We start from the raw sequence: 12,029 nt of genomic DNA on the forward strand, positions 1-12,029 counted from the left end.
TTTTATGAATAAAGTGAGGGAAATTCAACTAGGAGAATTATCTTTATTGAAAAACTTTATTGCTATTTGTAGTAAACATGATTTAAGATATTATGCTTTGGGAGGAACATTGCTAGGAGCCATTCGTCATAAAGGATTTATTCCTTGGGATGATGATATGGATTTAGGGATGCCTCGAAAAGATTATGAAAAATTTTTATCTATTTGTAAAAAAGAACTTCCAGAACATGTTATTTTGAGACTTCATGATGACAATTTAGGTAATACCTCTATTATGGATACATCCTTACAAATTCCATTTGGAGATGAACTATGTAGTCCATTCATAGATATTTTTCCTTTGGATGGTTATCCAGATGATCGTTTTCATTATTTTATTCATACAAACAAAATCAAATTCTATCGTGCACTTTCTAAAATTTCGGTAATCGATCGTCTACATGACAGAGATCGGGGAAGTTTTGAAAATGCAATTGTGAGTATATCAAAAGTTTTGAAATTAAATAAACTTCTAAAAACAGCCACTATTAACAACAAATTACAAAATCTAATTAAACAATATGATTTTGAAACTAGTTCAATAGTAGGTAATGTATTAGGCTCTTACAGAGAACGTGAGCTTGCTAGAAAAGAAGTATTCGGTGAACCACAATTACTAGAGTTTGAGAACTTAGAAATAAGTTGCCATGCAAACCCAGATGAATATTTAACAAAAATATATGGTGATTACATGAAGTTACCAAAAGAAGCCGAGCGTAAGGGTCATTTTGAGTCTACATGGGGAGATTAATTTGAATAGTTTTAATTTAATGGGGGTCAGAATTGACCCTTTAACAATGGATGAAACAGTACAAGAGGTTGAGAAATTTGTAATTGAACAACGTCCTCTTCATTTAATGGGCGTAAACGCTGATAAGATTAACCAATGTCAATCAGATGAAGCTATTAAGAAGATAGTTAACGAGTCTGAGATCATCAATGCAGATGGTGCATCAGTAGTTCTAGCTTCTCGATTTTTGGGCTACCAAGTTCCAGAACGAGTTGCTGGAATTGATTTAATGCAAAGATTATTAAAATTAGCCGATGAAAAATCTTATTCAGTGTATTTTTTTGGTGCTAAAGAAGAAGTTTTGCAAGATATGTTACAAAATTTTAAAGAAGAGTATCCAAATCTACGAGTTGTTGGACATCGTAATGGTTATTTTTCTGAGGAAGATGAGCAAGATATTCAGGAAAATATTCGTGAAAAGAATCCCGACTTTGTATTTGTTGGAATTACTTCACCTAAAAAAGAATACATCATCCAAAAATTTATGGATAATGGAGTGAATTCTATTTTTATGGGTGTAGGTGGTAGTTTTGATGTATTGTCTGGTCACATTCAGCGTGCCCCACTTTGGATGCAGAAATCAAACTTGGAGTGGTTGTTCCGAGTTGCTAATGAGCCAAAGCGTCTCTTTAAACGATACTTTGTAGGGAATGTTACCTTTATTAAGCGAGTTTTAGATGAGAAACGAAAAACGAAAAAATAATATTTTACATATTTCACGAACGATGGATATTGGTGGTGCTGAGAGAATCGTGTACCAGTTGAGTTCTGATTTGAAAGATGAGTTTGATAGTGTACATGTAGCTTCTACAGGAGGCCTTTGGGAATCAAAATTAGAGGCCCAAGGAATTATCCATCATAAAATTCACGATATAGACAGCAAAAATCTCCTTACTGTGTTGAAGCTGCTTCTTACTATTTATCAAATTATTAAGACAAATGATATTACTCTGGTTCATACGCATCATCGAATGGCAGCTTTTTATATTCGTTTATTAAAACTGATTAATCCCAAGCTAGTCCACGTTTACACTGCTCATAATGTCTTTAAAGATAAGTTGTCTTTATATAGATTTTCACTGAAAAATGCCTATAGTATTGCAGTTGGTCAAGCAGTTAATCAAAATTTGAAAGATGATGTGGGAGTTGCAAATAGCACTGTTATCTATAACGGAGTGATCTTGAAACAGTCAAATAGACAAGTTGACGAGATTATGAAGTTTGATGGAATCAAGCTAGGCTGCATTGCAAGATTATCTGAACAAAAAGGTTTGACCTATTTGATTGATGCTATTTCTTTGATTTCAGATGAAAATCTTCGTTTATTTATCGTTGGGGATGGAGAGCTTAGAGCCGAATTAGAAAACAAGGTCAAAGAACTCGATTTAGAGAATAAAATAACTTTTTTAGGCTATAGACAGGATATAGTCGAGTGTATTAATAGTTTTGATTTCCTAGTGTCTTCGTCATTATTTGAGGGCTTGGCTTTAAATGTTATCGAAGCATTTATGAATGGAAAAACCATGGTTGCGACAGATATTCCTGGCATTAATGAAGTTGTTACAAAAGAAAATGGGATCTTGGTTCCTGCTAAAGGTGCTCGGGCCTTAGCTTCTGCTATTGAGAGTCTGGCGACTGACTCAACTCTTAGAACTAGGTTAGCTCATCAAGCTAAAAAAGATTATGAAGAGAAGTTTAGTTATCCTTTATTTTTAGAGAATTATCGTAAATTTTATCAAAAACTAATGGGAGATTCAAAATGAAAAAAGTAATGTTAGTTTTTGGGACGCGTCCAGAAGCAATAAAAATGTGTCCCTTAGTGAATGAACTGAAGAAAAATGATTCAATCAAAACACTTGTGTGTGTAACGGGTCAACATAAAGAAATGTTAGAGCAAGTTTTAGATGTCTTTAAAGTTGTTCCTGATTATGATTTAGGAATCATGAAGGCAAATCAAACACTATTTACAATCACGACAAGTATTTTAGATAAAATTCAAGCCGTTTTAGAGCAGGAAAAACCAGATATTGTTCTTGTTCATGGGGATACTACAACCACTTTTGCGACAGCTTTAGCTGCATTTTACATGGGAATTAAAGTTGGACATGTAGAGGCAGGATTGAGAACCTATAATCTTCAAAGTCCATTTCCTGAAGAATTCAATCGTCAGACTACTTCAATTATTGCGGATTTCAATTTTGCTCCGACAGAAGTGGCTAAAGAGAATCTTCTAAAAGAGGGAAGAGAGAATATCTATGTTACTGGAAATACTGTCATCGACGCCTTGAAGACAACCGTTCAAGAGCATTATGACCATCCTATTTTAGAGTGGGCTAAGGACAGTAAACTAATCATGTTGACAGCCCATAGACGTGAAAATCTTGGTCAACCAATGGAAAATATGTTTAATGCAGTTAATCGTATCCTGAATGAGTTTGAAGATGTTAAAGTCGTATATCCTATTCACAAGAATCCTAAGGTTCGTGAGCTAGCAAGTAAAGTGTTTGGCGACAATGAACGTATGAAAATCATTGAACCTCTAGAAGTCATTGATTTCCATAATTTTATGAATCAAAGCTACATGATTTTAACAGATTCTGGTGGTGTGCAAGAAGAAGCACCTTCTTTAGGTAAACCAGTATTGGTAATGCGTGATACAACAGAACGTCCAGAGGGGATTGCTGCAGGAACCTTGAAATTGGTAGGAACAGAAGAAGAAAATATTTATACTAATTTCAAACTGCTTCTAGAAGATGAAACAGAGTACAGCAAGATGAGTAAAGCAAGTAATCCATATGGAGATGGAAAAGCTTGTGAGCGTATTGTTGATATCATTTTGGAAGGATTATCATAATGGATCAGATTTCTATTGTTGTACCAGTGTACAATGTTGAGAACTGTTTGAGTTATTGTGTAGAAAGTCTAAGACAACAAACATATAAAAATATTGAAATAATCCTAGTAGATGATGGTTCGACGGATAGTTCTGGAGAAATTTGTGACCAATATGCTCGAGAAGATAATAGAATAAAAGTTCTGCATATTGAAAATGGGGGATTGTCCAATGCCCGCAACACTGGGGTAAAAGAATCTTCAACAGATTGGATTGTTTTCATTGATTCAGACGATTATTATGACCATAGAGCCATTGAATATTTAGTAGAACTTAGAGATAAGTATAGAGTTGATCTTGTAGCAACTCCAGTGATTGAAGTTAGAAACTATGAAAATAGTGATTTTTTAGGAGATTTCAGAGAGAAATATTCTGGAAAATTAGATCGTAGAACAGCTTTAGAACAAATGTTTTATGGAAATTATGTTGGGACACATTCAGGTGGTAAACTCTATAAGAAAGAAATCTTATTAAGGTTTCCATATCCTAAAGGGATGTTATATGAAGATTTAGCTCTTGCTTATGAGCATATTGCTTCCTGTGAAAATATTGCTGTTAGTGATCTAAATCTTTATAAATACTATCGAAGACCAGGAAGTATTGTAAATTCTAAGTATAGTGATCGTCTCTTAGATTTTTACAAGGCAATGGAATGGAATAGAAGTTATATTGAACGAGACTATTCAGGTGATAGGGATATGAGAAGAGCCTTGAATGTTCGCTATGTTTTTAATGGTCTGCATATTGTACATGCTATGCTTAGTTCAGATATGTATGCTGAAGTTAATAAAATTAGAAAAGAATACATTCAATATTTCAAAGATGTTATTCCGAATTCAAATGTTACAAGGAAAAATAAATTGAAATATATATTGTTTCTCGTATCTGCAAAATTGTATAACACTATTCGAAATAAGATTGGATAATTTAAACAAACTTAGGTAAAAATATGAAAATAAAAATAAAATTATCAGAGTTATTATATTTTTCAGCTTTCTTTATTTGGTTGCTTTTTAATTTTATAGCTCAAACAAATTTAGTCTATAAATATCCTGAAATTTATCGTTTTCGAATAGTTGCTATGATAGTGTCTATTGTCATACTTCTGTTTAAACTACTATTAGAGAGACACTCGAGTAAGTTTCTGATATTCTTCTTTTCAGCTTTCTGCTTGGCTATCATTATTGGAATTTCAACACATAAGCTTTTTGATGCTCTAACAATAATTTCAACAATCCTATTTATTATTTCTATCAACAATGTGAATTTTAGAAAAGTTTTGATTCTCTGGACAGTTTCGATTGTTCTCTTAATGATTTCTATATATGGTCTATTAAAGTTTGGCATTATTGAAAATACGCTGAGGGTTCAATTAGGAGGGCGATTCCGTTTTAGCCAAGGATACCAATATGTTACTCTCGGTGCTAATTATTTATTTCATCTGACTTTGGTATATCTATATTTAAGAAAAAGTAAAATCAGATTGTCAGAAATTTTATTGTTTGGAATACTGAATTATTATTTTTACGTTAATACTGATACGAAATCAGCTTTCTTTCTTTCAATTCTAGCATTAGTATTGGTGTACATATTCAAAAATAAAGTAGTTAGTCAAAAAATCCTGAATGCCATTGGTAAAATTACGTTGACTGCAGGGATTCTTATTCCTATCATTTTGACTTATTTTTATAACGCAAACAGTAAACTCTTTCAAATTTTAAACGTAGCTTTGACAGGAAGACTAAGTTTAGGACATAAGACACTATCTTTATATGGTGTACATATGTTTGGTCAAAGAATTGATTGGGAATTGCAACAAAGGGCTACGTCTGTTTTTGATAATTATTTATACGTTGATTCATCTTTTGTAAATATTTTGTTGCATTATGGAGTGATTCTACTAGTTGTTATTTGGTATAGTTTCTATCAACTAAATAAAAGAGGACACTTTAATACAGTTGAGATGCTTGTTTTTATTGTATTGATACTTCATTCAATGTTTGATCCACAATTTTTTGAATTAATGTACAATCCATTATTGTTATTGATGGGTATTTCTTGGAGTAAGTATAGGTATAATTATCAAGATGTTTAAAGTTTTTGTGTTATATGTATCCTTGGTTCTAAATTGAGGCTAGTTAAGTGATTTTTGTACCAAAAAAAGTTTAATCTATTTAACATCATCATTTTTGTACAGATTAATTTTCGCCGTTTATAATAGTAGTTAAGTGAGGAATATGCTCCCTATGAAGGTTCTTAAAAATTATGCATACAATCTTTCATATCAATTATTAGTAATTATTTTACCGATTATTACGACTCCATATGTTACCAGAGTATTTAGTTCTGATGATTTAGGAACTTATGGCTATTATAATTCTATTGTTACCTACTTTATCCTGTTGGCTACCTTGGGGGTAGCCAATTATGGTACAAAGGAAATTTCTGGTAATCGAAAAACAATTCGTAAAAATTTCTGGGGAATTTATACTTTACAACTTGGAGCAACCATCTTATCACTGACTCTCTATATTTTGCTTTGTCTCACTTTTTCGTTAATGCAAAACCCAGTAGCTTATATTTTAGGATTAAGTTTACTTTCTAAAGGTTTAGATATTTCTTGGCTATTCCAAGGTTTAGAGGATTTTCGAAAAATTACAGTCAGAAATATTACAGTGAAACTAGTTGGCGTCATTGCTATTTTTCTATTTATAAAATCAGCTAGCGACCTATATTTATATGTGTTCTTGCTTACCATTTTTGAATTGTTGGGACAATTAAGTATGTGGTTGCCGGCAAGAGAGTTTATTGGGAAACCGCACTTTGATTGGGAATATGCTAAGCAGCATTTGAAGCCAGTTATCTTATTGTTTTTACCTCAGATTGCTATATCGCTCTATGTTACTTTGGATCGTACAATGCTAGGTGCTTTGGCTTCAACAAAAGATGTAGGAATCTATGATCAAGCATTGAAGCTTGTCAATATTTTATTGACCCTAGTAACTTCATTGGGAAGTGTCATGTTACCACGAGTTTCAAATCTTTTATCATCAGGGGATCATAAAGCAGTTAATAAAATGCATAAGATGTCATTTCTAATTTATAATTTGGTTATTTTCCCCATTATGGCAGGTATGTTAATTATAAACGATGATTTTGTTAACTTTTTTCTGGGAAAAGATTTTCAAGATGCACGCTATGCAATAGCTATTATGATTCTAAGAATGTTCTTTATTGGTTGGACAAATATTATGGGGATTCAAATTTTGATTCCCCATAATAAAAATAGAGAGTTCATGCTTTCAACCACAATTCCTGCCATTGTTAGTGTCGGATTAAATCTTCTCTTTCTTCCCAAATTGGGCTATATAGGGGCAGCAATTGTATCTGTTTTAACAGAGTCTCTGGTTTGGGCTATACAGTTATTCTTTACTCGCTCTTATCTAAGAGATGTTCCGATTATAGGATCTATGATAAAAATTATGATTTCATCAGGATTGATGTATGGAATTCTGTTTTTTGTAAAAGACTTATTGAATTTACCGTCCATGTTAAATGTAGGACTTTCTGCTATTTTGGGGGCAATAATTTATATCAGTTTGATTTTGATTTTTAAAGTTATAAATTTACGAGATATAAAACAACAGTTATTCAGAAATAAAGGGGTGTAATATGTATGATTATCTAATCGTTGGTGCTGGTTTGTCTGGAGCAATTTTTGCTTATGAAGCAACCAAGCGTGGAAAAAAAGTAAAAGTGATTGATAAACGTGACCACATTGGTGGAAATATCTACTGTGAGAATGCAGAAGGAGTCAATGTCCATAAATATGGTGCCCATATCTTCCATACTTCTAATAAGAAAGTTTGGGATTATGTGAATCAATTTGCTGAATTTAACAACTATATCAACTCGCCTGTAGCTAATTACAAGGGTAGCCTTTATAATCTACCTTTCAATATGAATACTTTCTATGCTATGTGGGGAACAAAAACTCCTCAAGAAGTCAAAGATAAGATTGCTGAGCAAACGGCTCACATGAAGGATGTTGAACCTAAAAACTTGGAAGAGCAAGCTATTAAGTTGATCGGCCCAGATATTTATGAAAAGTTGATCAAAGGCTATACTGAAAAGCAATGGGGACGTTCTGCGACTGACCTTCCACCGTTTATCATCAAACGTCTACCAGTTCGTTTAACCTTTGATAATAATTATTTTAACGATCGTTACCAAGGGATTCCAATTGGTGGCTATAATGTCATCATCGAAAATATGCTGAAGGATGTAGAAGTAGAACTTGGTATTGACTTTTTTGCCAATCGTCAGGAATTAGAAGCTTCTGCTGAAAAAGTTGTCTTTACAGGGATGATTGACCAATACTTCGATTACAAACATGGTGAATTAGAATATCGTAGTCTTCGTTTTGAGCATGAAGTTCTGGATGAAGAAAACTATCAAGGAAATGCAGTTGTCAACTATACAGAACGTGAAATTCCTTATACTCGTATTATTGAGCATAAACATTTTGAGTATGGTACGCAAGATAAAACGGTCATTACTCGTGAATACCCAGCAGATTGGAAACGAGGAGATGAACCTTATTATCCAATCAATGATGAGAGAAACAATGCTATGTTTGCTAAGTATCAAGAAGAAGCAGCACAGAATGATAAGGTGATTTTCTGCGGACGTTTGGCCGATTATAAATACTACGACATGCATGTGGTCATTGAACGTGCCCTAAATGTTGTAGAGGAAGAGTTTAAATAAGATAACGAAGGATAAAATTGATAGATGAAATATTATCTAAAAGAAGAATTTCTGAAGGATTCTGGTGCACGAAATGCGGGGAATAAGGCTCGAAACGATGTTGAAGAAATAGTAGTTCGTGAGGGCTATAGTCCTTTGTTATTGATGGTAGATGATTGGTATCAAATGGGGACTATTAGAGCCCAACGACACAAGGCCAAAGCCTTATCCAAAGCAATCTCTAAGTTAAAGGAAGGGGATCAGCTACTGATTCAATTTCCTATGCTTCATCATAGTTTCTTTACGACTCATTTAGTCAAAAGAATGCAGCGTAAAGGAGTGAAGGTTCACTTTATTATTCATGATTTAGAAGTTTTGCGCTATGCTAATTTGGATACAGTACCCTTGAAGCATAAAATTCGTGTTCATCTTCAAGAGTCAAGTCTTTTGAAACAAGCTGATGGTCTTATTGCTCATAATCCAGTTATGAAATCAGTGCTTGTTGATAAGGGAATTTCTGAGAAAAAAATAGTTAGTTTAGGCATTTTTGACTATCTGATCCCGAATTATCAGGACAAAGAAGATTTATCGAAGGAAGGGGCTATTATTGTAGCTGGAAATTTAGCCCAAGAAAAAGCAGGTTACTTATATGAGTTGCCTGTAAGACCGGCATATAACCTCTATGGTGTTGGTTTTGATGAGGCTAGAAAGCTATCCAATGAAACCTATTTTGGTTCCTTTCTTCCAGATGAACTACCGTCAGCATTAGAAGGAAGCTTTGGTTTAGTTTGGGATGGTGATAGTTCTAAAACTTGTAGCGGAGTATATGGTGAGTATTTGAGATACAATAATTCCCACAAGGCTTCCCTTTATTTGGCTTCTGGTTTTCCTATTATTGTTTGGAAACAATCTGCTTTGGCTAATTTCGTCTTAGAAAAAGAGTGTGGAATTAGTGTTGAGAGTTTACTTGACTTAGAAGAAGTATTGGAACATTTGTCTCAAGCAGAGTATCAGAATTTGGTCAAAAACGCTAAGGTTGTAGGCCAAAAAATTCGTGACGGTTCTTATCTTATTTCTGCATTGCAAGCTTTAAATTAATGAATCTAAAAATGACTTAAATAGATAGATGAGGGAATTACTGAGTTCCCTTTTTTTTATAGTTAAAAGTGTATTAAAAAATGAAAAAAGATTAAATAGTTGTCAGAAAATAACAACTAAACATGAAAATTCAGAAAATTCTATTGACAGAACTTAAAAAAGGGTCTATAATGGATAGAAAAACAAAGGAGAATACTATGAAAACAAGGAAAGTATTGGCTCTTGCGGGAGTCACTTTATTAGCAGCTGGTGTCTTAGCGGCTTGTTCTGGTGGTTCTGCTACTAAAGGTGAGCAGACTTTTGCATTTACCTACGAGACAGACCCAGATAACCTCAACTATTTAACAACTGGTAAGGCAGCGACTGCTGACATTACTAGTAATGTGATTGATGGATTGCTTGAAAATGATAAATACGGGAACCTTATTCCCTCAATGGCAGAGGACTGGTCAGTTTCTAAGGATGGATTGACTTACACTTATAAGATTCGTCAGGATGCCAAGTGGTACACATCTGAAGGAGAAGAGTATGCTCCTGTTAAGGCTCAGGACTTTGTGACAGGTCTTAAATATGCTACAGATAAGAAATCAGAAGCCCTATACTTGGTACAGGACTCAATCAAAGGACTGGATGCCTATGCTAAAGGGGAAAGTAAAGATTTCTCTCAAGTTGGGATTAAAGCAATTGATGATCAAACAGTCCAATACACTTTGAACAAACCTGAAAGTTTTTGGAACTCTAAAACAACAATGGGTGTTTTGGCACCAGTTAATGAAGAGTTTTTAAACTCAAAAGGGGATGATTTTGCTAAAGCAACAGATCCAAGCAGCATCTTGTATAATGGTCCATATTTGTTGAAATCCATTGTGACAAAATCTACTGTTGAATTTGCAAAAAATCCTAATTACTGGGATAAAGACAATGTCCATATTGACAAAGTCAAATTGTCATTCTGGGATGGTCAAGATACTAGTAAACCTGCAGAAAACTTTAAAGATGGTAGTCTTTCAGCAGCCCGTCTCTATCCAACAAGTGCAAGTTTCGCAGAGCTTGAGAAAGAGATGAAGGACAATATTGTCTATACACAACAGGACTCTACGACTTATGTAGTAGGGACAAATATTGACCGTCAATCTTACAAATATACATCTAAGACTAGTGAAGAACAAAAGACTTCAACTAAAAAGGCTTTGTTAAACAAGGATTTCCGTCAGGCTATTGCCTTTGGATTTGATCGTACAGCTTATGCCTCTCAGCTAAATGGACAAAACGGTGCAAGCAAAATCTTACGTAATATTTTTGTACCACCAACATTTGTCCAAGCAGATGGGAAAAGCTTTGGTGACATGGTCAAAGAAAAATTGGTGACTTATGGGGATGAATGGAAGGATGTGAACCTTGCTGATGCCCAAGATGGTCTCTATAATCCAGAGAAAGCCAAGGCAGAATTTGCCAAAGCTAAGGCAGCCCTTCAAGCTGAAGGCGTAACCTTCCCTATTCACCTAGATATGCCTGTTGACCAAACAGCAACTACAAAAGTTCAACGTGTCCAATCTATGAAACAATCCTTGGAAGCAACTTTAGGAACTGATAATGTCATTATTGATATTCAACAATTGCAAAAAGATGAAGTGCTTAATGTCACTTTATTTGCACAAACTGCTGCTGGCGAAGATTGGGATCTTTCTGATAACGTTGGATGGGGGCCAGACTTCTCAGATCCATCAACTTATCTTGATATCATCAAGCCTTCTGTAGGAGAAAATACGAGAACTTACCTAGGATTTGATTCAGGAAAAGACAATGAGGCGGCTAAAAAGGTTGGTCTCAATGATTATGATAAAATGGTCAATGAAGCAGGGGAAGAAACTACAGATGTTACAAAACGTTATAACAAGTATGCCGAAGCTCAAGCATGGTTGACAGATAGTGCCCTAGTCATTCCAACGACATCTCGTACAGGGCGTCCAATCTTGTCTAAGATGGTACCATTTACCTTACCTTTCTCTTTCGCAGGAAACAAGGGGACAAGCGATCCGCTCCGATACAAATATCTTGAACTTCAAGACAAGGCAGTCACTGCAGATGAATACCAAAAAGCTCAAGATAAATGGATGAAAGAAAAAGAAGAATCCAATAAAAAAGCTCAAGAAGAACTTGCAAAACATGTGAAGTAGATTTTAATCATCTATTGAAACAGAATGATAAAGGATTTAGCATTCGATAGGAATGCTAAATCCTTTTTATTATGTTACAATTTTCCCCTTAATTTCAAAGTATGATTTTGTCAGAATTAAGAAAAAAAATTAGCAATTTTCCTAGCTTTTCTATTGCTTTATCTATTAAAAATTGTTATATTAAAAGTGTAATTATTTTTATAAACGTTAAGCATTGCACTTTTCAGATAGAAAGGAGTATTTTTCGAACAAGAAATGTAAACGCTTACGAAGATTGATGAAA

Annotated in this window: 10 protein-coding genes; all 10 read left to right on the plus strand. The window is 34.0% G+C overall.

Annotation, left to right across the window (positions count from 1 at the left end; translation table 11 throughout):
• Positions 1 to 4 precede the first annotated feature (4 nt).
• Positions 5 to 790: a LicD family protein gene (locus tag B7697_RS06120; RefSeq protein ID WP_033682339.1), complete on the plus strand. Its 786-nt coding sequence runs from the start codon at positions 5 to 7 to the stop codon at positions 788 to 790.
• Positions 791 to 809: 19 nt separating this feature from the next.
• A complete protein-coding gene (locus B7697_RS06125; protein ID WP_084950816.1) occupies positions 810 to 1,532 on the plus strand; it encodes a WecB/TagA/CpsF family glycosyltransferase in 723 nt (240 codons plus the stop codon).
• Complete coding sequence (locus B7697_RS06130) at positions 1,507 to 2,592, plus strand: glycosyltransferase family 4 protein (RefSeq protein ID WP_084950818.1); 1,086 nt, start codon at positions 1,507 to 1,509, stop codon at positions 2,590 to 2,592. The genes B7697_RS06125 and B7697_RS06130 overlap by 26 nt, the downstream gene beginning before the upstream one ends.
• On the plus strand, positions 2,589 to 3,683 hold the full coding sequence (gene wecB, locus B7697_RS06135; RefSeq protein ID WP_033682309.1) for a non-hydrolyzing UDP-N-acetylglucosamine 2-epimerase: 1,095 nt from the start codon (positions 2,589 to 2,591) through the stop codon (positions 3,681 to 3,683). The genes B7697_RS06130 and wecB overlap by 4 nt, the downstream gene beginning before the upstream one ends.
• A complete protein-coding gene (locus B7697_RS06140) occupies positions 3,683 to 4,648 on the plus strand; it encodes a glycosyltransferase family 2 protein (RefSeq protein WP_049487469.1) in 966 nt (321 codons plus the stop codon). Before wecB ends, B7697_RS06140 begins: the two co-directional genes overlap by 1 nt.
• A 23-nt stretch (positions 4,649 to 4,671) precedes the next feature.
• Complete coding sequence (locus B7697_RS06145; protein ID WP_049487471.1) at positions 4,672 to 5,817, plus strand: oligosaccharide repeat unit polymerase; 1,146 nt, start codon at positions 4,672 to 4,674, stop codon at positions 5,815 to 5,817.
• Between the two features lie 151 nt (positions 5,818 to 5,968).
• Positions 5,969 to 7,393: a flippase gene (locus B7697_RS06150; protein ID WP_084950820.1), complete on the plus strand. Its 1,425-nt coding sequence runs from the start codon at positions 5,969 to 5,971 to the stop codon at positions 7,391 to 7,393.
• Between the two features lies 1 nt (position 7,394).
• Positions 7,395 to 8,492: a UDP-galactopyranose mutase gene (gene glf, locus B7697_RS06155; RefSeq protein WP_084950822.1), complete on the plus strand. Its 1,098-nt coding sequence runs from the start codon at positions 7,395 to 7,397 to the stop codon at positions 8,490 to 8,492.
• Positions 8,493 to 8,516: 24 nt separating this feature from the next.
• On the plus strand, positions 8,517 to 9,569 hold the full coding sequence (locus B7697_RS06160) for a glycosyltransferase (RefSeq protein ID WP_084950824.1): 1,053 nt from the start codon (positions 8,517 to 8,519) through the stop codon (positions 9,567 to 9,569).
• Between the two features lie 197 nt (positions 9,570 to 9,766).
• The gene (locus B7697_RS06165) at positions 9,767 to 11,746 is read left to right on the plus strand and encodes a peptide ABC transporter substrate-binding protein (protein ID WP_084950826.1); all 1,980 of its coding nucleotides are present in this window, start codon (positions 9,767 to 9,769) and stop codon (positions 11,744 to 11,746) included.
• Positions 11,747 to 12,029: the final 283 nt, after the last annotated feature.

It is taken from the genome of Streptococcus mitis (assembly GCF_002096895.1).
In the GTDB taxonomy this organism is placed as follows: Bacteria; Bacillota; Bacilli; order Lactobacillales; family Streptococcaceae; genus Streptococcus; species Streptococcus mitis_AH.

Excerpts from the sequence above, each read along its gene's own strand:
- B7697_RS06150 (WP_084950820.1), top strand. The coding sequence starts at position 5,969 with ATGAAGGTTCTTAAAAATTATGCATACAATCTTTCATATCAATTATTA.
- B7697_RS06165 (WP_084950826.1), top strand. The coding sequence starts at position 9,767 with ATGAAAACAAGGAAAGTATTGGCTCTTGCGGGAGTCACTTTATTAGCA.
- glf (WP_084950822.1), top strand. The coding sequence starts at position 7,395 with ATGTATGATTATCTAATCGTTGGTGCTGGTTTGTCTGGAGCAATTTTT.
- B7697_RS06140 (WP_049487469.1), top strand. The coding sequence starts at position 3,683 with ATGGATCAGATTTCTATTGTTGTACCAGTGTACAATGTTGAGAACTGT.
- B7697_RS06145 (WP_049487471.1), top strand. The coding sequence starts at position 4,672 with ATGAAAATAAAAATAAAATTATCAGAGTTATTATATTTTTCAGCTTTC.
- B7697_RS06120 (WP_033682339.1), top strand. The coding sequence starts at position 5 with ATGAATAAAGTGAGGGAAATTCAACTAGGAGAATTATCTTTATTGAAA.
- wecB (WP_033682309.1), top strand. The coding sequence starts at position 2,589 with ATGAAAAAAGTAATGTTAGTTTTTGGGACGCGTCCAGAAGCAATAAAA.
- B7697_RS06125 (WP_084950816.1), top strand. The coding sequence starts at position 810 with ATGGGGGTCAGAATTGACCCTTTAACAATGGATGAAACAGTACAAGAG.
- B7697_RS06160 (WP_084950824.1), top strand. The coding sequence starts at position 8,517 with ATGAAATATTATCTAAAAGAAGAATTTCTGAAGGATTCTGGTGCACGA.
- B7697_RS06130 (WP_084950818.1), top strand. The coding sequence starts at position 1,507 with ATGAGAAACGAAAAACGAAAAAATAATATTTTACATATTTCACGAACG.